21 protein-coding genes are annotated in these 21060 nt (G+C 68.9%); 11 read left to right on the plus strand and 10 right to left on the minus strand.

Going from position 1 to position 21060, the window contains the following annotated elements; all coding sequences use genetic code 11:
- The first annotated feature begins 36 nt into the window (after positions 1–36).
- Positions 37–1287, plus strand: a complete 1251-nt coding sequence (locus D0D37_RS38335) for an IS4 family transposase (protein WP_116205484.1) — start codon at positions 37–39, stop codon at positions 1285–1287.
- 241 nt (positions 1288–1528) lie between these two features.
- Here D0D37_RS38335 and D0D37_RS38340 read toward each other — a convergent pair whose 3' ends face one another.
- Both D0D37_RS38340 and D0D37_RS38345 read right to left on the minus strand, forming a co-directional pair.
- Positions 1529–2197: a response regulator gene (locus tag D0D37_RS38340; RefSeq protein ID WP_020662701.1), complete on the minus strand. Its 669-nt coding sequence runs from the start codon at positions 2195–2197 to the stop codon at positions 1529–1531.
- Positions 2198–2241: 44 nt separating this feature from the next.
- Positions 2242–3600, minus strand: coding sequence for an ATP-binding protein (locus D0D37_RS38345; RefSeq protein ID WP_425267008.1), 1359 nt, complete (start codon positions 3598–3600; stop codon positions 2242–2244).
- 154 nt (positions 3601–3754) lie between these two features.
- Here D0D37_RS38345 and D0D37_RS38350 point away from each other — a divergent pair, with 154 nt between their 5' ends.
- The 6 genes from D0D37_RS38350 (at position 3755) to D0D37_RS38375 (ending at position 8593) form a co-directional block, all read left to right on the plus strand.
- On the plus strand, positions 3755–5209 hold the full coding sequence (locus D0D37_RS38350; RefSeq protein WP_116205485.1) for a hypothetical protein: 1455 nt from the start codon (positions 3755–3757) through the stop codon (positions 5207–5209).
- Positions 5210–5242: 33 nt separating this feature from the next.
- The gene (locus D0D37_RS38355; RefSeq protein WP_116205486.1) at positions 5243–5740 is read left to right on the plus strand and encodes a hypothetical protein; all 498 of its coding nucleotides are present in this window, start codon (positions 5243–5245) and stop codon (positions 5738–5740) included.
- Complete coding sequence (locus tag D0D37_RS46975; protein WP_158684588.1) at positions 5737–6291, plus strand: hypothetical protein; 555 nt, start codon at positions 5737–5739, stop codon at positions 6289–6291. Before D0D37_RS38355 ends, D0D37_RS46975 begins: the two co-directional genes overlap by 4 nt.
- A gap of 48 nt (positions 6292–6339) precedes the next feature.
- Complete coding sequence (locus tag D0D37_RS38365) at positions 6340–6924, plus strand: DUF3558 family protein (RefSeq protein ID WP_162834688.1); 585 nt, start codon at positions 6340–6342, stop codon at positions 6922–6924.
- A 150-nt stretch (positions 6925–7074) separates the two neighbouring features.
- The gene (locus D0D37_RS38370; RefSeq protein WP_162834689.1) at positions 7075–8367 is read left to right on the plus strand and encodes a PspC domain-containing protein; all 1293 of its coding nucleotides are present in this window, start codon (positions 7075–7077) and stop codon (positions 8365–8367) included.
- A complete protein-coding gene (locus D0D37_RS38375; RefSeq protein WP_116205489.1) occupies positions 8360–8593 on the plus strand; it encodes a hypothetical protein in 234 nt (77 codons plus the stop codon). Before D0D37_RS38370 ends, D0D37_RS38375 begins: the two co-directional genes overlap by 8 nt.
- Positions 8594–8640: 47 nt before the next feature.
- Here the strand turns inward: D0D37_RS38375 and guaA are convergent, their stop codons facing one another.
- Positions 8641–10197: a glutamine-hydrolyzing GMP synthase gene (gene guaA, locus D0D37_RS38380; RefSeq protein WP_116205490.1), complete on the minus strand. Its 1557-nt coding sequence runs from the start codon at positions 10195–10197 to the stop codon at positions 8641–8643.
- Between the two features lie 117 nt (positions 10198–10314).
- Here guaA and D0D37_RS38385 point away from each other — a divergent pair, with 117 nt between their 5' ends.
- On the plus strand, positions 10315–10863 hold the full coding sequence (locus D0D37_RS38385; protein WP_116205491.1) for a DinB family protein: 549 nt from the start codon (positions 10315–10317) through the stop codon (positions 10861–10863).
- Here the strand turns inward: D0D37_RS38385 and D0D37_RS38390 are convergent.
- On the minus strand, positions 10796–11443 hold the full coding sequence (locus D0D37_RS38390; protein WP_116205492.1) for a rhomboid family intramembrane serine protease: 648 nt from the start codon (positions 11441–11443) through the stop codon (positions 10796–10798). The genes D0D37_RS38385 and D0D37_RS38390 overlap by 68 nt on opposite strands.
- Positions 11444–11571: 128 nt before the next feature.
- Between D0D37_RS38390 and D0D37_RS38395 the strand changes: the two genes are divergently transcribed.
- Both D0D37_RS38395 and D0D37_RS38400 read left to right on the plus strand, forming a co-directional pair.
- Positions 11572–13017 (plus strand): aldehyde dehydrogenase family protein, encoded by a 1446-nt coding sequence (locus tag D0D37_RS38395; RefSeq protein WP_116205493.1) that lies wholly within the window; start codon positions 11572–11574, stop codon positions 13015–13017.
- An 11-nt stretch (positions 13018–13028) separates the two neighbouring features.
- A complete protein-coding gene (locus D0D37_RS38400) occupies positions 13029–13484 on the plus strand; it encodes a GNAT family N-acetyltransferase (RefSeq protein ID WP_425267006.1) in 456 nt (151 codons plus the stop codon).
- 24 nt (positions 13485–13508) lie between these two features.
- Here the strand turns inward: D0D37_RS38400 and D0D37_RS38405 are convergent, their stop codons facing one another.
- The 5 genes from D0D37_RS38405 to D0D37_RS38425 form a co-directional block, all read right to left on the minus strand.
- The gene (locus tag D0D37_RS38405; protein ID WP_116205495.1) at positions 13509–14972 is read right to left on the minus strand and encodes an FAD-binding oxidoreductase; all 1464 of its coding nucleotides are present in this window, start codon (positions 14970–14972) and stop codon (positions 13509–13511) included.
- A gap of 275 nt (positions 14973–15247) precedes the next feature.
- Positions 15248–15937, minus strand: coding sequence for a maleylpyruvate isomerase family mycothiol-dependent enzyme (locus D0D37_RS38410; protein WP_116205496.1), 690 nt, complete (start codon positions 15935–15937; stop codon positions 15248–15250).
- A gap of 14 nt (positions 15938–15951) precedes the next feature.
- Positions 15952–17658 carry a GMC family oxidoreductase gene (locus tag D0D37_RS38415; protein WP_116205497.1) on the minus strand — a complete coding sequence of 569 codons (1707 nt, stop codon included), beginning with the start codon at positions 17656–17658 and terminating at the stop codon, positions 15952–15954.
- A gap of 60 nt (positions 17659–17718) precedes the next feature.
- Positions 17719–17901, minus strand: coding sequence for a hypothetical protein (locus D0D37_RS38420; RefSeq protein ID WP_116205498.1), 183 nt, complete (start codon positions 17899–17901; stop codon positions 17719–17721).
- Positions 17902–18106: 205 nt separating this feature from the next.
- Complete coding sequence (locus D0D37_RS38425; RefSeq protein ID WP_116205505.1) at positions 18107–19246, minus strand: GuaB3 family IMP dehydrogenase-related protein; 1140 nt, start codon at positions 19244–19246, stop codon at positions 18107–18109.
- Positions 19247–19417: 171 nt separating this feature from the next.
- Between D0D37_RS38425 and D0D37_RS38430 the strand changes: the two genes are divergently transcribed.
- The gene (locus tag D0D37_RS38430; protein WP_116205499.1) at positions 19418–20653 is read left to right on the plus strand and encodes an MFS transporter; all 1236 of its coding nucleotides are present in this window, start codon (positions 19418–19420) and stop codon (positions 20651–20653) included.
- Here the strand turns inward: D0D37_RS38430 and D0D37_RS38435 are convergent.
- Complete coding sequence (locus D0D37_RS38435) at positions 20605–21024, minus strand: DUF3574 domain-containing protein (protein WP_116205500.1); 420 nt, start codon at positions 21022–21024, stop codon at positions 20605–20607. The two genes, D0D37_RS38430 and D0D37_RS38435, sit on opposite strands and share 49 nt — an antisense overlap.
- Positions 21025–21060 lie beyond the last annotated feature (36 nt).

Genomic DNA, 21060 nt, shown 5'->3' on the forward strand with positions numbered 1-21060 from the left:
GGGTTGGGGGGGGTGGGGCTGGTCTGATCGGTGGTTATGAGTTCTGGTGTGACGGCGAGCCCGGATCAGGTGTCGCTGGGCGTCTTGATGGCCGCGGTGGACCGGGACGTGATCGATGCGGCGGTCGCTGGGTGCGGGGCGGGGGCGAAGCGGTCGGACGGGAAGCTGCCGCCGCATGTGGTGGCGTATTTGACGATGGCGTTGTGCCTGTTTCCCGGTGACGACTACGAAGAGGTCGCGACGAAGGTCACGGGTTCGTTGTCGCGGTTCGGGTGCTGGGACGCGTCGTGGACGGTGCCGACGGCCAGCGGGATCACCCAGGCCCGCAAACGGTTGGGCGGCAAGGTGATGGCCGAGGTGTTCGAGGGCGTGGCGCAGGCGGTGGCGACCCCGGGCACCCGGGGCGCGTGGCTGCGGGGCCGGCGGCTGGTGGCGATCGACGGGTTCGAGGCCGAGCTGCCCGACACCCCGGCCAACGCGGCCGAGTTCGGGTACGCCGGGTCGGGGACACATCGGTCGGCATACCCGAAGGCGCGGGTGGTAGCGCTGGCCGAGTGCGGCACCCACGCATTCCTCGCCGCCCGGGTCGGCGCCTACGGGACCGGGGAGCAGACCCTGGCGCAGGGGCTCTATCCGCGCCTGCTCGGCGACGAGCTGCTCACCGCGGACCGCAACTTCTACAGCTGGGACGCCTGGGACACCGCCTCGCGCACGGGCGCGGCGTTGTTGTGGCGGGCGCCGGGCCGGCTCGCGCTGCCGGTCGCCCGGGTGCTGCCCGACGGGACCTATCTGACCGTCCTGGTCAACCCGAAAGTCCGCGGCGCCGGCCGCCGCGCGCGGATCCTCGCCGCCGCCGAAGCCGGACAGGACATCCGCCCCGAGGAAGCGCATCTGGCCCGGGTCGTGGAATACGACGTCCCCGACCGGGACGGCAACGGCGCCGGGGAACTGATCGCGCTGCTCTCGACCGTCACCGACCCCGCCGAGGCCCGAGCCGACGAACTCGCCGCCGCCTACCACGAACGCTGGGAAGAGGAAACCGCGAACGACCAGCTGAAAACCCACCTCCGCGGACCCGGGAAGATCCTGCGGTCCCGGCTGCCGGACCTGGCGCACCAGGAAATCTGGGCCTGGCTGACCGTCCACCACGCCCTGTCCGTCCTCATCGCCCGCGCGGCCGAGGCCGCCGACCTCGACCCCGACCGGATCAGCTACACCCGCGCCCTGCGCATCGCCCGCCGCACCGCCACCGGCACGGCGGGCTTTTCCCCCTCAGGACTGGACTGACGCCCGCCCCGCGATCCTCGCCGACATCGCCCGCAGACCGATCCCGCCCCGACGACACCGAACCTGCCCACGCGCCGTCAAACGACTACGGCACAACGCATACCGCGTCAAGAAACGCACCGAACCCGCCAGCACCCGCCACCCCGGCCCACCCGCCATCAGACCCCGCAGACTCACCCCAACAACATGATCAACCTAAGCTACGCGGCATTGGGTTCTAACCGGCATAAACACTCACGAGTCAGACCAGGCGACGGTCCGAGGCCCAGCGGGACAGCTCGTAGCGGTTCGACAGCTGGGTCTTGCGCAGGACGCTCGACACGTGCGTCTCGACCGTCTTCACCGAGATGAACAGCTCGGACGCGATTTCCTTGTACGCGTAACCGCGGGCGAGCAGGCGCAGGACGTCGCGCTCGCGCGGGGTGAGCAGGTCCAGCTCGGGGTCGTTGATCGGCGCGGAGCCGGGACGGTCGGCGAAGGCGTCGAGGACGAAACCGGCCAGGCGCGGGGAAAACACCGCGTCTCCGTCGGCCACCCGGACCACCGCGCGGACGAGTTCCTTCGACGAGATCGTCTTGGTGACGTACCCGCGTGCACCGGCGCGGATGACCGCGATGACGTCCTCGGCCGCGTCGGACACCGACAGCGCGAGGAACACGATGTCCGGCAGCTCCGGACGCACGCGACGGAGCACCTCGGCACCGCCGCCGTCGGGCATGTGGACGTCGAGCAGCACGACCTGCGGGCGGGTGCGCGCGATGCCGGCGACCGCTTCGGCGACCGACCCGGCCTCGCCGACGACCTGCACCTCGTCGGTGATCGAGTCCAGTTCCGTGCGCACTCCCGCACGGAACAACGCGTGGTCGTCCACGAGGAATACCTTGACCGGTTCCCGCTGGCTTTCCGTCACGACTGCCCACTCCCTCGCTTCGCCTGCCCCCGAGCATAGCGAGGTCACGCCACCCCTTTGCTCGCTTTCACCGGCATGGCGAGCTGGACTTCGGTGCCTTCGCCCGGCGCGGTGCGCAGTTTGCAGGTGCCGCCGTGGCGTTCCATCCGGCCGCGGATCGAGTCGGCGAGGCCGTGCCGGTCGGCGGGCACGACGTCCGGGTCGAAGCCCTTGCCGCGGTCTCGTACGAACACGGTGACCTCGGTGGGCTCGACCTCGGCGAACACGCTGACCTCGTCGACGCCCGCGTGCTTGGCCGCGTTGACGATCGCCTCGCGGGCAGCCTGCACCAGCGCGGTGAGCGGCGGGTTCAGCTCCGCGTCGCCGACCACGACCTGGCCGACCGAGATCGCGAACTGGTCCTCGACCTCGCCGCACGCAGCGGCGAGCGCCTCGGACAGCTGCTGCCGGGTGCCTTCTTCCTCCTCCTTGGTCCGCTTTTCGCTGGGCTTGCCATAGCCGCCGGGACCGTACAGCCAGCCGCGCAGCTCGCGTTCCTGGCCGCGGGCGAGGCGGGCGACCTCGGCGGGCTGGTCGGCCTGGCGCTGGATCAGCGCAAGGGTCTGCAGAACGGAGTCGTGCAAGTGCGCGGCGATTTCGGCGCGTTCGTCGGTGCGGATGCGGGCCTGGCGCTCCTCGCCGAGGTCGCGGACCAGCCGCAGCCAGAACGGGATGGTGAGCACCGCGACGCCGATCAGCGTCGCGAGCACCGCGATCAAGGCGAACTTGACCTGGTCGAAGTCGCCGCTGGCGAACACGACGAAACCGATGCCGGTGGCCACCAGCGCGACCCCGGCGAGAATCCGGACGATCGCCGAGAGCCGGCCGCCCTCTCCGACCAGTCCGTCGCGGGCCCCGACGCGCCAGCGCCGCCGCTGCGACTCGTCCGCCTCCCGCCAGACGACCGCCGCACCGAGCGCGGCGAGCGCGAGCGGCACCGCGACCCAGCCGCGGATGGCTCCGGTGAGCGTGCTGCTGGCGATCGCGAGCCCGATGCCGAGCGCGATCAGCCCGTACGCCTGCTGCCGGTCGCGGGCCTTCGGTGCGGTCTCGCTCTCCTCGGCACTCTGCGGCACGAACACCCAGAGCAGGCCGTACGCGAGCAGCCCGGCCCCGTTGAGCGCGGCCAGCAGCGCGAACACGACGCGCACCCAGACGACCGGAACCCCGAGGTGGTCCGCGAGCCCGCTCGCAACGCCCGCGACGGCCCGCCCGGAGCGTCGCCGGTACATCTTGGGCCGAGGTTCGGGTTCGGCGACCTCCATCGCCTGGGCGGACATGAGTGCCGAGGGCTCCTCAGCGGTCGAGGAAACCCGCCCTGGGGCACTGATGTCGAGAAAGTCCTGCACGAGGTCCATCGTCACACGCGGGAGCGGCGCGGACATCGGGGAAGGCCCTGATCCATTCCCCCAGACGGCCGCCCGAGGGAAATTCCGCGAACCTCCCTGCCGCCCGCCGGGACTCGGTACGATGCAGGGGGCGAGTGATCACAGTGCGTAAACGGGGCGGGGAGGCCGGATGACCGAGCAGCATCACGCGGAGCACGTCGAGTCCGCAGGCGATTACTACGCCCGGACGCAGAACGTGAACCAGATCTTCTCGGTCGGCGTGGACTCGCCCGAGACGCGCGGCGCGACCGAACGGGACGCCTCGCAGTACTCGGTCCAGCAGGGCCAGCAGTTGCTCGAGGGCCAGCAAACCCGGAGCGACGCGCCCGCGCCGGACGCGAACTACGCGTCCTACAGCCACGAAGACCTGCACAAAATGGTCAACGAGGGCTTGGACTTCGAAGACATCAACGAACGCAGCCGCGTGACGAACACGTACGGCAACCGGCTCGCGGACGCGTCCAACCAGTTCCGAGACGCGGCCAATACCGCGGGCGCGGAGTGGCAGGGCATGGCCGCGACGCAAGCGCATTCGTTCTTCCAGAGCACGGCGGACCACACGGAGAAAACCGGCAGCGCAATGCAGCTGGTGTCGAACCGCTACTCCCAGCAGTCCGCGGCGGCCGACTACGCGCACAAGAACATGCCGGAGCCGACTGGGTTCAACCAGAAGGCCGAGATGGCCAAGGCGACCGAGCAGTTCCAGAACGGCAACCCGTTGCAGGGCGTGATCGCGATGGGCGACCTGGCGGCCAAGCAGCAGCAGGCTGACGCGGCGCATCAGCAGGCGGTCCAGGTGATGCACGGGTTGGACACGACGTATCACGAGACGTCGACTACGCAGCCGGTTTACTCGCCGCCGCCGCAGATGAACAACGACAGCACGCATGCGAGCAGTGCCGCACCGGTGACTGTTCCGGGTGGGGCTTCCAGCGGGCCTTATGTCGGTCCTGGCGGGTCCGGTCCGGTGACTGGTGGTCCGGCGAATGGGTTCACGGGTACGAATCCGCCGCTTGGCGGTCCTGCGGTGAACTCCTTCCCGCCTGGAGGAGGCGGCAACCCTCCGGGCGTTACTTACAGCCTTGGGCCGGGGATCAACACCGGTACTGGGCCGCTCAGCAACCCTGCGGTGTCAGGGGGCGGAAACAACCTCCGGACCACTCCGGGCATCGGCGGGCGGCTTTCTCCGGAGGGGCTCGCTTTGGGCGGAGGCGGCGTCGGCAATGCTGGAGAGGACACGCCCCGAAGCCGGTCAGGAGGCGGTGTTGGCCGGGGCGGTGCCGGTGGCCGAGTGACCGGCGGTGCTGGCTCGGGCGGTTCCGGGAAGCCCGGCGAGTCCGGAGGCAAGGGTGCCGCTGAACGGCTTGAGCGCGGCGCTACCGCTGCCGCGAACGCTGGAAAAGCCGGGAAACCTGGTGCGGCGAGTGCTGGCGCTGGTGCGGCGGGCGCCGGGAAGAAGAAGGAAGAGGACAAGGAACACAAGAACAAGATCCCGACGCAGATCGATCCGGACGAGGTCTTCGAGGTCAAGCCGGAACGAGGACCGGACGGGGAGAAGATCACTCCCCCGGTTCTCGGCGGCTGATTCCTTTCCCTCGCGCAGATCTAGGAGCAACCGATGGCAGAAATCGTCTGGGACAAGAAGTCTTCGACCGAAAGCTCACCCGCTGCGGGCACGGCGGGCAACGACTTCCTGGCTGGGCTAACCGAGGGGCCGGGAAGTCATGAGGCCGCGCAGAAGATGAAGACGGCCGGGAACACGCTGAAGACCTTGGCGCAGAACGGGTCCTTCGCGGTGAATGAGGAGGGGTTCACCGCGTACATGAAGGCGTGCGACTTCTTCCTCAAAGTCTTAAACGATTTTATGGGCCAAGCATCCTTTCTTGGCCGAGCCGCAAAAATGGGAAATTTCAACTACGCTCGATCCGTCGCCGACTTCAATGTCACGGTAGCAAGCCACCCGCAAGAGGGAATGCTGCCCAATCTCATACTGATGCAGCAAGCAGTTGACGCCGCACAGCAGGCGCTCCTCATCGCACGGAAAAACTACCAAGAAACCGAAAGCGCGCATTCATTGTCCTTCGCCGAGCTCAACAAGAAACTCGACAATCAGTGAAAACATCCCGTGCCTCTACCGCCTTCCTGCTGGCCAGTGCAGCCGCACTGGCGCTCACCGCATGCGACAGTCCGGTAAACGGCGCAGCACAGGCCAGCGGAACACCCCCCTCAACCGGTTCGGCTCCGCCCGCTTCCGCGGGAAATCCCTTCGCAGCCCGGAACCAGTGCGCCCTGCTTGATCAAATATTGAGCGGGGCAGGCTACCCCCCAGCGAAACCCTCTATCGCACAAGAACGCAAAGCCTGCGTCACCCAAAAATCCAGCGGCGGCTTGAACGCCACCAACGTAGGGCTGCTCCTGCAAGAGGAACAGCGCTACGACAGCGACGTCAAGAACACCGCGCAAGCTCGCAGCGGAAGCCTCGGCGACCGGAAGTTCGTCGAAGATCCCGCCGAACTGGGGGCAGCCGGCCAGTGCACGATATCCATGTCGGTCCAGACCAGTTCTCGCGCGATCATCACCGTGACCGGCGGCAATGACACTGCCGCCTCCTGCAAGACCGCGGAGGACCTGGCGACCAAGCTGGACCCGCTCCTCCCCAAGGGCTGACCTTCCCTCGTACTGCGGACATGGGAATCCGAAGCCGCCGCTCGCCGGTTGAACAAGAACTGGAGATTCGTGGCCAAGAATTGCCGAGCAGGCGGCGCACTCGGCGTCGCGCTGGCCATAGTCGGCACAGCAGCGTGCGCCAACCCGGTCAACGGCGCAGTAACGCCAGCTGCATCAGCGCTCGCACCAACCAGCGGCCCGGCCTCCAGGTCCGACAATCCATTCGCTTCACTGAACCAATGCCAGCTGGTCGATCAAATTCTGACCGGTCAAGGATTTCCCCCAGCACAACCCTCCGTCGCGGACTCCAGCCGAAGCTGCCGGTCAAAGAAAGAATCTCAAAACGCTGCGATAGATCCAGCGACTGAAGTCGGCGTCGCGCTTCAAAATGGGCAGAAGTACACGGACAACATCCAGAATCTCAACTCCGCGCACAACGGGAATATCGACGGCCGAAAGCTGATCGAACAACGCGACCTGCTGGGCTCTCCGGGCGGCTGTCAGATCGGCATGGAGGTCGGCCCCAACGCACGTGCCTTGGTGATCGTATTGATCGGCGACGACACTGCGGCCGCATGCAAAAAGGCCGAAGACGTCGCGACCGCGTTGGACAAGCTGCTTCCCCGGAACTGAGCTTTCCCGCTCCCCGCGAGGCCGCCGCCTCCCTCGGTCGGCCAGTCAGCGCAAAACCCACAACCGCACCGCGTCAGGGCCCGATCTCGGGGACAACCTCAGGGACCTTCCCCGATGTGCCGCCCCGCACCGTCGACCATGCTGTACCTCATGAGTGGTGCGAACGACGTGCAGCCTCCGCGGACAAACCCCCTGAACGGGTTCGAGGAGACCGTCAAGGACTTCTGGGCCAGCAGGCCTCGGCGGCCGCACTCGGGGCGGAAGGTTGCTGGGGTCGCGGCGGGGCTGGGGGATCGCTACGGGATCGATCCGGTGGTGATTCGGGTCGCGTTGGCGGCGGCGACCGTTTTCGGGGGGTTCGGGCTGGTGCTTTACCTGCTCGGGTGGCTGTTCTTCCCCTCCGAGGGCGACGAGGTTTCCGGCTTCGAGGCGTTGCTCGGGCGCGGGCAGTCGAGCATGACGAAGGCCTTCGCGGGTGCCTTGACCGTCGCGTTGATTCCGGTGGTCGGGTGGACGTTCGGCGGCGGCTGGTTCGACGGGGGCGGCCTGATCGGGTTCGCGTTGCTCGCCACGTGCCTTTATCTCCTGCATCGCACCCGCGGGCAGGACAACCGACCGGCGCCGGTCGTCGCGTTCGCGGCGGACGGAACCGCTTCCGGAACCGGAGCTTTCACGATGAACAGCGACACCCCGACTCCCGCGGCGGCGGCACCGGGCTGGGATCCGCTGGCCGCCGACCCGGCGGGCTGGGATCTGCCTGATCCGGCGGCGACACCGCCACCTCCGCCGCCCACCGGTGACTACAACGATCACGAACCGAGGGCACCGCGGCGGCGGTCCAAGATCGGGGCTGCCACGCTCGGTGTCGCGGTGATCGTGGCCGGCATCGGGGTCGCGCTCGCGCTGAACGGGTTCGACTGGTTCTCGCTGCGGCACATCATCGGCATGACGCTCGCTGTGCTGGGCATCGGACTCGTGGCCGGTGCGTTCGCTCGCGGCGCCCGCGGCCTGATCGGGCTCGCGATTCCGCTGTCGATCGCCGGGCTGGTGCTCACGACCAGCACGTTCGACAACCTCGACGTGCGCGGCGGCGTCGGCGATCTGTCCGCTACCCCGCGTTCGGTGGCCGAGCTGCAGCCGGAGTACCGGCACGCGGCCGGGAACATGAAGATCGACCTGACCCAGCTGCCCGCCGCCGACCCGATCACCACGACGGTCTCCAACGGCGCCGGGCACACCGAGGTCATCGTGCCGCGGACCGCGGACGTGACCTTCACCTGCGAAACCACCGCGGGCGAGGTCGACTGCTTGAACCGCACGTCCAACGGCGTCGGCCAGTCCGCGATCACCGGGACCGACAACGGCGACGACAACGTCGGCGGACAGAAGATCACGCTCCACGTCACCAACGGCGTGGGCCAGGTGGAGGTGCGCCGTGGCTGAGAACCCGTACTCCTACGACGAGCCCGAAGCCCCGGCCTGCCGCCGCCGCGGGGTCGACTGGATCACGCTGATCGTCGGGGTCGCGACGCTGCTCGTGTCCGGCTACGTCCTCACCGACGGCTCCAGCTGGCTGCCGCCCTTCGACTTCCGCTGGATCATCGCGGGCGGCGCGGTGTTCTGCGGGATCCTGATGCTCGGCGCGTCGTTCCGCAAGCGACGGCCGTAAAGGCGCGACAAAAACGGGGCCCGGAAATCCGGGCCCCGTTTTCTATGTCATTCCCACTCGATGGTGCCCGGCGGCTTGCTCGTCACGTCCAGCACCACGCGGTTGACCTCGGACACCTCGTTCGTGATCCGGGTCGAGATCCGCTCCAGCACCTCGTACGGCAGCCGCGTCCAGTCGGCGGTCATCGCGTCCTCCGACGACACCGGGCGCAGCACGATCGGGTGGCCGTAGGTCCGGCCGTCGCCCTGGACGCCGACGCTGCGGACGTCCGCGAGCAGCACCACCGGGCACTGCCAGATCTCCTGGTCCAGCCCGGCCGCGGTGAGTTCCTCGCGGGCGATCGCGTCGGCCTCGCGCAGGGTCTCCAGCCGGTCCGCGGTCACCTCGCCGATGATCCGGATGCCGAGACCCGGCCCGGGGAACGGCTGGCGCTGCACGATCGTCTCCGGCAGCCCCAGTTCGAGCCCGACGCGGCGGACCTCGTCCTTGAACAGCAGCCGCAGCGGTTCGACCAGTTCGAACTGCAGGTCGTCGGGCAGGCCGCCGACGTTGTGGTGGCTCTTGATGTTCGCGGTGCCCTCGCCGCCGCCGGACTCGACGACGTCCGGGTACAGCGTGCCCTGCACGAGGAACCGGTAGTCGCCCTGCGCCTTGAGGTCGCGCTCAGCCTGCTCGAACACGCGGATGAACTCGCGGCCGATGATCTTGCGCTTCTGCTCCGGGTCGGTGACGCCGGCCAGCGCGTTCAGGAACCGCTCACGTGCGTCGACGGTGACCAGGTTGACGCCGGTCGCGGCCACGAAATCGCGCTCCACCTGGGTGCGCTCCCCGGCGCGCAGCAGGCCGTGGTCCACGAACACACAGGTCAGCCGGTCGCCGATGGCACGCTGCACGAGCGCGGCCGCGACCGCGGAGTCGACGCCGCCGGAAAGGCCGCAGATCGCCCGTCCGTCGCCGATCTGCGAAGCGACCTTGGCGACCTGATCGTCCACAATGGACGAAGTGGTCCAGCCGGGCCGGACGCCGGCGATCTCGTACAGGAACCGGCGCAGCACCTCCTGGCCGTGCGGCGAGTGCGCCACCTCCGGGTGGTACTGCACGCCCGCGAAACGCCGTTCGACGTCCTCGAAACCGGCGACCTCGGCACCGTCGGAGCTGGCCGTGACGACCGAGCCCTCGGGAGCCTTGGTGACGCTGTCGTTGTGGCTCATCCACGCCGTCTGGTGGTCGGGCAGCCCGGTGTGCAGGACACCGCCCTCGCCGACGATCCGCACGTCGGTGCGGCCGAACTCGCGCACGCCGGTCGGCTCGACGACACCGCCGAGCGCGCGGGCGAGCAGCTGGTGGCCGTAGCAGATGCCGAGGATCGGCACGCCGGCTTCGACCAGCTTCGGGTCCATCGCCGGGGCGCCCTCGGCGTACACGCTCGACGGGCCGCCGGACAGGATGATCGCGGACGGGTCCTTGGCCAGCAGTTCCTCGACGGTCGCGCTGGACGGCACGACCTCGGAGAAGATCTGCGCCTCGCGCACGCGACGGGCGATCAGCTGCGCGTACTGCGCCCCGAAGTCCATGACGAGTACCGGACCGGTGGGAGTGGCCACCCAAGACCTCCAGGTATCAGCGCTTTTGCCACCATCGTCCCAGGTGGGCCCCGTCACGTCGGCAATGCCCCCGGAATGAGGACAGCCACTGTCCGCGAACCGGCTTACCGTGCCCGCATGACCAACGACTGGACCAACGAACTGACCGAGCAACTCGACTGGCACTGGCAGAACCACGTGCGCCCGAAGCTGGAGGGGCTCACCGACGACGAGTACTTCTGGCAGCCGGTCGCGAACTGCTGGACCGTGCGCCCGCGCGCGGAGAACCCGGACGGTCCCGGCACCGGCGACTTCACCATCGACTTCTCGTTCCCGGAGCCGACTCCCCCGCCGGTGACCACCATCTCGTGGCGGCTGGGCCACATCATCCCGGGTGTGCTGGGCATGCGCTCCGCGTCGCACTTCGGCGGGCCGCCGGTGTCCTATCAGGACTTCCCGTACGCAGGCTCTGCCGACGAAGCGCTGAAGCAGCTCGACGACGCGTACGCGACCTGGATCGCCGGTGTGCGCAGCCTCGACGCCGAAGCACTGGCCCGCCCGTGCGGTCCGGCTGAAGGGCCGTACGCCGAGCTGTCGATGGCCGCGCTGGTCTTGCACATCAGCCGAGAGATGATCCATCACTGCGCGGAGATCCTGCTGCTGCGCGACCTTTACCGAAACCGGTGACCAGCAGCCCCAGCACGATCCCGAGCAGCACGGGCAGGCCGTGGTTGTCGTGCAGCACTGTGTCGAGCACGGCCAGCGGCGCGATCAGCAGCGCGGCGATGTACATCCCCTGAGGCGGCTCGGCGTCGCGCGCCCGCCACACCACGACGGCGAGCGCGCCGAGCAGCCCGGCGACGCACATCGAGTTCCCCGCCCCCACCGGATTCAGCCACACATAGCTGAGGTACTGGCCGAACAGCCCGCATCCGAAGTAGACGATGAACCAGGAGACGCGGCCGAGGCACCATTCCGCGAAGGCGCCGACCACGGCGAGGGCGACCAGGTTGAAGATCCCGCCGAACAGCTTGCCGTCCTGGAAGAACATTCCGGTCAGCAGCCGCCACCACTCCCCGGCGTCGATCGCGGTGGCGTCACGCTTGAAGCGGTCGAAAAGGGACGGGTCCGCCAGCTGGGCGATGAGCACGGCTGCGGTCGCGAGGAACACCGCGCCGGTCAGCACCGGACGGCGCGGTGTTCCGACGCGGCCGAAGAAGGCCACCGCTGGGTTGGCGGACCAGCGAGAAGCAACCGAGTTGGTCATGGCCTGACGATATGGCGAGCACGCGCCGGAGACCCCCGACAAATGTCATCTCCGCGCCAGGACGGGTGCCACAAAAGAAGGACCGAGTCCGGCGTGCCGGGCCGGGTGCTCCCTAATACCTTGAGCGCATGGACACGATCACCCCACAGCCGCGGGCCGCGTGGATCGCCGGTCAGGCTGAGCAGGGCGCGAGCACCCTCGTGGTGCACCACCCGTTCGACGGCAGCGAAGTGGCGACGGTCGCGGTGCCCGGCGCTGACCAGGTGGAACGGGCGGTGGCCGCGGCGGCCGCGGTCGCGAAGGAGTTCCGGCGCACTCCCGCGCACCAGCGGGCGGCCGCGCTGGAACACGTTTCGCGCGGGCTCGCGATGCGCGCCGACGAACTCGCCGAGGTGATCACGGCCGAGAACGGCAAGCCGTTGAAGTGGGCCGAGGCCGAGGTGAAGCGTGCGGTGTCGGTGTTCCGGATCGCGGCCGAGGAGGCGCGCCGGTTCAGCGGCGACGTCCAGCGCCTCGACGCCGACCCGTCCGGCGACGCCCGGCTCGCGCTGACCCGCCGGGTGCCGCGCGGGCCGGTGCTCGGGATCGCGCCGTTCAACTTTCCGCTGAATCTGGTGGCTCATAAGGTCGCGCCCGCGCTCGCGGTCGGCGCCCCGATCATCATCAAGCCCGCGCCGCGTACGCCGCTGTCGTCGCTGGTGCTCGGCGAACTGCTCGCCGAGACCGACCTGCCGGAGGGCGCGTTTTCCGTGCTGCCGCTGGGAAACGAGGAAACTCAAGCGCTCGTCGCCGACCCGCGGCTGCCGGTCGTGTCGTTCACCGGATCAGGCCCGGTCGGCTGGTCGATCGCGGACGCGGCGGCGCGCAAGCACGTGGTGCTCGAACTGGGCGGCAATGCCGCGGCGGTCGTGCTGCGGGACTGGCCGGACGTCGAGGGCGCCGCGCAGCGCATCGCGACATTCGGGAACTACCAGGCGGGCCAGTCGTGCATCGCGGTGCAGCGGGTGATCGTGGACGCGGCGATCGCGGACGAGTTCGTGCCCGCGCTGACCGAGGCCGTCGAGGCGCAGGCAACCGGTGATCCCTACGACCGCAACACTGACGTCGGCCCAGTCGTCGACGAAGCGGCCGCGGAACGGATCATCGCGTGGGTCGAGGAAGCGGTGGCCGGGGGCGCGCGGTTGTTGACCGGCGGAACCCGTTCGGGCGCAACGGTTGCACCGACTCTGCTGACCGACGTGCCCGCGGACGCCAAGGCCTGGTCGGAGGAAATCTTCGGACCAGTGCTTGCAGTGTCTATTGTGGATGGTGTGGACGAGGCTTTTGCTTCGGTGAACGCGTCCGCGTACGGACTGCAGGCCGGGGTGTTCACTAGTGACGTGCAGCTGGCCTTCCACGCGTCAGCGGAATTGGAAGTCGGTGGCGTGATCATCGGCGACGTGCCGTCGTATCGCGCGGATCAGATGCCGTACGGCGGCGTGAAGGGTTCGGGCGTCGGCCGCGAGGGCGTGCTGTCGGCGATGCACGACCTGACCGAGGAGCGGGTCACGGTCTTCACCGGAGTAGACCTCTGACCACAGTGGACTTGCGACGGGCAACGGCCGCGGACGCACGCGACATCGCCGATGTGTGGCTGCGGTCGTTCTCCGCCGCGCTCCCGACAGTCCGCCGCGCCCACGACGATGACGCGGTGCGTTGGTGGTTCGCGAATATCGTGGTGCCGCAGCAGGAAACCTGGGTCGCGGTCGCCGAGTCCACTGTGGCCGGACTTCTGGTACTCGACGGTGCGGAGCTGGCGCAGCTCTATCTCGACCCGCCGTGGCGCGGGCGCGGCATCGGCGATCAGCTGGTGGATTTGGCCAAACAGCTCCGCCCCGGCGGACTGACGCTGTGGACGTTCCAGATCAACGAGCCAGCGCAACGGTTCTACCGCCGCCACGGTTTCGCCGCTGTCGAATACACCGACGGGCAGCGGAATGAGGAGGGCGAGCCAGACGTGCGTTACGTGTGGTCGCCTCGTGAGTGTTTATCCCGGTTCTAACCGGGATAAACACTCACGAGCCCCTCAGACGGACTGAGCGAACTTGAAAACCCCGTCGGGGTCGTACTTCTTCGCCACCTGGTCCAGCCGGGTCGCGTTGTCGCCGTAGTAGGCCGACTTCCACTCCGGCAGATCCGGGTCGATGTAGTTCACGTAGCCGCCGCGCGCACCGGCGTCCGCCAGCCCGGAGACCACAGTGGACACTGACTTGTGCGCGCTCTCCTGGCTGTCCGCGGTGGCCGGGGCGTAGACCTGAATGCTGGCCAGCGCTTTCCGGTGCGGGAACGCGGTGGCCGTCGGCGCGATATCCGCCACCGCGCCGCCGAGGCCGTCGATGAGCAGGTCCATTCCTTTGTGCCCGGAGGCGAGATCGGCGATCTTCCCGCCGTCGACCGGATCGGCGATGATCCGCGACGACGCCACGAAAGTCTGTCGCTCCGAACTGCCGGAGAAGTAGTTCATCGCCGCGCCGTAGCCGAGAGTTTTCATCGTGCGACTGGACGGCGACACCGACAATCCGCTGAGCGCCGACGTCAGCCCCGCCGAACTGCCCACGAACGCCCCGCCGATCCGGCACGCCCCGCCCGGGCCGCCGGAAACCACGCAGTTCGACCACAATTCGGGCGGAGCGCTCGGCAGCCAGCGCTGCCAAGCGTCGACCGCGTCGCTCGCCGAACCGGACGGGAACTTCAGCGAAAACACCGTGACAGTCGGCGCTTCCACGGTGCTGAAGGTGAACGACGTGACCACGCCGAAGTTTCCGCCCCCACCACCGCGCAGCGCCCAGAACAGGTCGTCGTCCGCTTGCGCGCTCACCGTGCGCAGCTTGCCGTCCGGCGTGACGATCTGCGCGGACTGCAGCCGGTCACAGGTCAAACCGTATTTACGGGTCAATACCCCGATTCCGCCTCCGAGCGCGAGCCCGGCGATGCCGACCGTCGGACACGAACCCGCGGGCAGGCAACGGCCCGCTTTCGCCAGCTCCGAATAGACGTCGCCGAGTTTCGCGCCCGCACCGATCACGACCTGGTCGCCCTGAACGTCGACGCCGGCCATGCCGCCGACGTCGACGACCAGTCCGCCGTCCGGCGCGGAATACCCGGCATAGCTGTGCCCGCCGCTGCGCGCGGCGAGCGGAATCCGGCCGCCAGCCGCTTCGACACACGCCTGCACGTCTTCCGGCTTCGCGCATTTCGCGACCGCCGCTGGATTGTGCCCGTCGAAAAGCGGATTGAACGCACGCTTCGCGGTGGCGAATCCGCCGTCGCCGGGCAGCACCAGATCACCGGAGAGCTTGCCGCGCAACGCGTTCCAGTCCGGCGGCCCGGACGGCTTCGAACTGGTGCTCGGCGGCACGGTCGCTCTCGACGTCGGGCTGGTCTGCGGCACCGACGGCCCGGGTTTCGCGGTGCACGCCGCGGCCACCGCGCCGACCGCCGTCAATCCGGCGGCGCGCAAAAACGTCCTTCTCCCGACTGTCATGTTCATTCAGACGCCTCAGACCTCGGATCGGTTGCGAAAAGTCCGGTCAGCAGTGCCGCGAGGGCGAATTCGAACCGCCGGGCCCGCTCCGCGGCAAGGTTCGCCAGACCGTCCACATCGGACTGTATATCGGGCGCGACCAGCCTCGGCGAGCGTGTTCCCGATGACGGAAGTCATCACGGCGTTCGCCAGGTCGCGGCCAGGCCCTCCGATCGGACGGTGGGCCCCTTGATGTTTCTTGCGCCGTAAGTTACCACCGTCCTGCCCCTGCTCTGGCCGAATCAGAGCAATGGGGCCATTTCCGGCACCGGCCCGGAAAGCGCGGAACCGTCGCCGCGGCCGGTCAGCCAGGCCAGCACCGTGCCCGGCGTGCCGGTGACGAGAGCGCCGCCGTCGCCGAAGGTCCAGGTGCGTACGCCGTCGGTGAGACGGAACGAGGGCAGCGGGCGCGGGCACATCCGGATCAGCGTGGCGACCACCGCGTCGAGATGGTCGCCGAGGAGCGCGGTGGCGCTGTCGAAATCGTGGCCAGCGTCGAGGTCGACGAGGTGGATCGTGGTCTCGGACAGCCGCAGCGTCAGCACGTCCGCGCCGGTCAGCTCGCCGCCGTGCCGGTGCCGGACGCGCGCCGCCCAGGTCTCGTCCGACAGCCGCGCGGCGTGGTCGGTCAGCCGTTTCCCGGAGGCCACCAGGTCGGCCACGATCTCCGCCGGAGTGCGGCGGGCACCGGCCTCGATGTCGTCGTCCCGGGCGTTGCCGGGGCCGTACATCGACCGCTCGACGCCGGTTTCGGCCCAGGTCAGCAGGTTGCCGAGGGCGTCCGCGTTGCGCGCGAGGTGGGTGAGCAGATGCGCGCGCGTCCAGCCGGGCAGCGCGCTCGGTTCGCCGAACGCCTCGGCCGGCTTGGCCTCGGCGATTCGTGCCCATTCGTCGTGCAGTTCCCGGATCCGGTCCAGCGCCGCAGTCGTCACCGGACGATCTTAGGTCAGCGGCGCAGTGCCGCGGGCGCGTTCGCCGGAACTGCCGGGTTCTTCGGCGCGACCGGCTCCATCCGCGAGTACCCGCTGCTCTGCTCGGGCCGCTCGTCGGCTTCGCCCTTGTTGGGCCAGAACGAGAACGCCCGCTCCGCCTGCGCGGCAATGGTGAGCGACGGGTTCACGCCGAGGTTCGCGGTGATCGCCGAACCGTCCACAACGGACAGTCCGGGATAGCCGTAAACCCGGTGGTAGGGGTCGATCACGCCGGTGTCGGCGCTGTCGCCGATCGGCACGCCGCCGATGAAGTGGGCGGTGAGCGGGATGTCGAAAACCTCACCCCACGTGCCGCCCGGCATGCCGCCGATCCGTTCCGCGGTAAGGACGTTCGCCTCGTGCCCAGCCGGAATGAAGCTCGGGTTGGGCTCGCCGTGACCCTGTTTCGACGTGTATTTCCGCCGCCCGAACAGACCTGGCCGGGTATAGGTGGTGATGGAATTGTCGAGGCTCTGCATCACCAGCAGAATCACCGTGCGCTCGCTCCACCGGTACGCATTCAGCAGTTTCGCCGACTGCACCGGGTGCTTGACCAGGAACGTGAGCGCCTGCCGCCAGCGCGGAACGCTCGAAGAACCGTCCGTGGCAACGGTTTGCAGCAGGCTCATCGCATTGCTGCCCTTGCCGTAACGCACCGGTTCGATGTGCGTGTTCTCGTCCGGATGGATCGACGAGGTAATCGCGACCCCGCGGCTGAAATCTCGTTCGGAGTCCACAGTGGTCCGCGCCGCGCCGATAATCGCCTCGGAGTTCGTCCGGGTCAGCTCACCGAGCTTGCCGGAGAGCTTCGGCAGCGCGGCCGTGTCCTTCATGCGGTGCAACAGATTCTGCGTTCCCCAGGTGCCAGCAGCGAACACCACCTGCGACGCCGTCACCGTTGTCCGGAACTGCCGCGAGCGCGTACCGGTCTTTTGCAACGTGATCGCGTAACCGTTGCTGCGCGGGCTCACCGACGTGACCGTGGTCAGCGGAATGACCTTCGCGCCGTCCTTCTCCGCGAGATACAGATAGTTCTTCACCAGCGTGTTCTTCGCGCCGACCCGACAGCCGGTCATGCACGCACCGCATTCGGTGCAACCGACCCGATCCGGTCCGGCTCCGCCGAAGAACGGGTCCTTCACCGTCTCGCCCGGCTTGCCGAAATACACCCCGACCGGCGTGGCATGGAACGAATCCTCGACGCCCATGTCCTTCGCGACGTCCCGCATCACCACGTCGGACGGCGTGATCGTCGGGTTCGTGACGACGCCGAGCATCCGGCTGGCCTGGTCGTAGTGCGGCGCGAGTTCGCTTTCCCAGTCGGTGATGTGCGCCCACTGCCGGTCTTGGTAGAACGGCTTGAGCGGCCGGTACAGCGTGTTCGCGTACACCAGCGAACCGCCGCCGACGCCCGCGCCGGCCAGCACCATCACGTCGTTGAGCATGTGGATGCGCTGGATGCCGTAACAGCCGAGCTGCGGGGCCCAGAGGTAGCGCTTGAGATCCCAGGACGTCTTGGCGAACTCGTCGTCGGCGAACCGCCTGCCCGCCTCGACCACCGCGACGCGGTAGCCCTTCTCGGTCAGCCGCAACGCCGCGACGCTGCCGCCGAACCCGGACCCGACGACGAGGACGTCGTAGTCGGGTTCTTGCCGCGCGGTGGTGGTGTTACTGGCAGTCACAGGAAAGAGGGTAACCCCCGGAAGTCCGGCTGACCAGAGGTAAGTTACTGACGGGTTACATCACCGCGCCTTGCGTCGCGGCGCCAGCCGGAACAGTTCGCCGAGCGCCCGGATGATGGCGGGCCGCTCCGCCGGTTTCGTCCCGCGCAACGCCACCACCAGCGCCAGCAGCCGGATCAGCAAACTGCCCACCACGACCCCGGCGAGCCACCAGGCCGGCGCGGATTCCCCCAGCAGTGCCATCCGCTCACCCTTCAGGCGCGACGCCGGACTCCAAAGATAACGAAAGCATAACGGAGTCTAGCGCGAACCGTACCCCTCCGACGCGAAACGCCCGGCCGGAAACCCGGCCGGGCGTGGGAGTCGCAGTCCTAGGCGAAGTCCGTGAAGGGCTCCTTGAGGGAATCTGATTCCCCCAAGGAGCCCTTCACGGACAATCAGGCGAAGCTCAGCCGCGGACGGTGAGACCGACGCGCTGGAATTCCTTCAGGTCCGAGTACCCCGTCTTGGCCATCGCGCGGCGCAGCGCACCGAACAGGTTCACCACGCCCTCCGCGTCCGAGGACGGGCCGAACAGCAGCGTCTTCAGGTCCACCGCGTAGTCCGAGTCCGGGCCGGCGACCACGCGCGAGCGCGGCAGCGACGGGTGCGCCGCCGCCGGCGTCCAGTACAGGCCCTGGCCCGGGGCGTCCGACGCGGTGGCCAGCGGGGCGCCGAGCATGACCGCGTCCGCGCCGCAGGCGATCGCCTTCGCGATGTCGCCGGACGTCGTGATCCCGCCGTCGGCGAGGACGTGCACGTAGCGGCCGCCGGTCTCGTCCAGGTAGTCGCGGCGCGCGGCTGCCGCGTCCACGATCGCCGTCGCCATCGGGGTGCCGATGCCGAGCACGCGATCGGTGCTGGTGACGCCCTCGGTGGAGCCGTAGCCGACGATGACGCCCGCCGCGCCAGTGCGCATCAGGTGCATGGCCGTGCGGTAGTCGCTCACGCCGCCGGCGATCACCGGCACGTCGAGACGGCCGATGAACTCCTTGAGGTTGAGCGGTTCCGCGTCGCGCTGCACGTGCTCGGCGGAGATGATCGTGCCCTGCACGACCAGGATCTCGACGCCCGCGGCGATCAGGTCCGGGGTCAGCTCGGCGGCGTGCTGCGGGCTGACCCGCGCGGCCACCGTCACGCCGGATTCGCGGACCGTCTTGATCGCCTCGGTCAGCAGGTCGAGCCGGATCGGCGCGGAGTGCAGCTCCTGCAGCTCGCGCACGACCGCGGCCGGGTCCTCGCTGTCCTCGGCCGCGCGCACGAGGCGGAAGATCGCTTCCTCGACGTTCGCGTGCCGGGCCCAGAGCCCTTCGGCGTTGAGCACGCCTAGGCCGCCCAGCTCGCCGATCGCCACCGCGGTCCCCGGCGACACGATCGCGTCCGTCGGGTGGGTGACCAGCGGCAAGTCGAACCGGTACGCGTCGATCTGCCAGGCAGTGGACACCACCGACGAGGAGCGCGTCCGCCGCGACGGCACGATCTCCACGTCATCGAGGTCATACGCCCGCCGCGCCGTGCGGCCCATGCCGATCTCGACCAGATCCCGCACGTGATGTCCCTTCTCGCGCCCGCCGTCTTCGCGGTCCATTGTCGCGAGTCGGCACGGGTGACCTGCGCGCGGGGGACCGTTGCGGTGGCGACAACCACCGGTTGTGCGCGCGGTTGTTTGCCACCGGCGCGGGCGGGTGGTTGGCTGCCCGGCTGAACGAGGGGGACGGATTTGGCGCTGGGCAAGGACTTTCACCGGCTGTGGCTGGCGTACGCGGTCAGCGTCGCGGGCACCTACTTCGCCCTCGACGCCTTCTCGATCATCGCGGTACGGGTGCTGCACAGCAGTGCCGCGCAGGTGTCGCTGCTGGCCGGAGCCGGGCTCGCGGTCGGCTCGCTGGCCGCGCTCCCGCTCGGCCCGTGGGTCGAATACCGGCGGAAACGACCGGTCCTGGTCGCGATGGATCTCATCCGGTTCGCCGCGCTGCTCACGCTGCTGCCCGCATACCTGCTCGACGTGCTGACGTTCGCCCAGCTCGTGGTGGTATCGGTGATCGTGGCCGGGGCGAACATCGCGTTCACCTCGGCGAGCGGCGCGTATCTCAAATCACTGGCGACTGGTCCAGACCTGCTCACCGCCAACGGCCGGTTCGAGACGACGCTGTGGACCGCCACCGCGGTCGGCCCGCCAGCCGGCGGCGCGGCGATCGGGTTCTTCGGCCCGCTGGCCACTGTGCTCCTGGACGCGATCAGCTACTTGCTCTCCGCACTCTCGCTCTCGACGATCCGCACCCGAGAGCGCGAACCGGCCCGTCCCGCCGCCTTCCGCGCCGCGGACCTGGTCGAGGGCTGGCGCTATCTGTTCCAGCACGCCCGCCTGCGGATGCTCTTCCTCAACAGCTGCCTGGTCAACGGCCTGATCATGGCCACCGCGCCGGTGCTGGCGGTGTTGCTGCTCGGCGAACTCGGGCTGCCGACCTGGCAGTACGGGCTCGCGTTCGGCGTCCCGTGCCTCGGCGGCCTGGTCGGCTCCCGGCTCGCCCGCCGCCTGGTCCCGCGCTACGGCCGCGTGCGGCTTCTGCCGATCGTCGGCGCGGTCCGGACGTGCTGGGTCGTGTTGCTGGCGTTCGTGCCGCCCGGCATCGGCGGGCTGTTCTGGGTGATGGCGGTGGAATTCGGCCTGATCGTCTGCGCGGCGGCGTACAACACCGTCCTCGCGACGTACCGGCTCGAAGAGACCGAAGACGGATACGTGAGCCGGATGTTGTCCGCATGGCGGATCAGCAGCAGCGCCAGCACGGCCGGGCTGACGCTGCTGTGGGGCGCGGTGGCGACGTGGCTGGGCACGCGCGGCGCACTCGGGCTGGCGGGCGCGTTGATGCTGGCGACGCCGTTGCTGCTGCTCGGGTGGAACCGCGCTCAGAACGAGACGCGCGCGGTGGAATCGGTGCGCAGCACGGATTCCTGATCGAACAGGTGCTTGTAGTCGGTGCGAATCTGTTCGAGGTCGGCGTTCGCGTGCTGGTTCGTCGGCGGATACAGCACGACGAGCACGATCGAATGCTCCCGGACGACCGCGCCGCCGCCGGACCGCCATTGACCGGTGCCTTCGAGCTGGGTGAAGCCGTCCGGGAACCGCGGCGTGATGTCCTTCGCCGAGAAGTCCGCGAACTCCTTCTCGCTGACCTCGCCGCCGCCGGGCTTCGAGGTGCCGAAGTACAGCTCGGTGCGTTTCCACAGCGAGCTGTCCGGCGAATCCGCCGCGGCCGCGGAAGCGGCCCCTCCCCCGAGCACCATCGCGGCAGCCGCCGTCAGCACGAACCTCCGGGAAAACCGCATTCGCCCGCTCCCCTCGCCGTCACCTGGAGATCCAGT

Source organism: Amycolatopsis circi, assembly GCF_003385235.1.
Taxonomy (GTDB): domain Bacteria; phylum Actinomycetota; class Actinomycetes; order Mycobacteriales; family Pseudonocardiaceae; genus Amycolatopsis; species Amycolatopsis circi.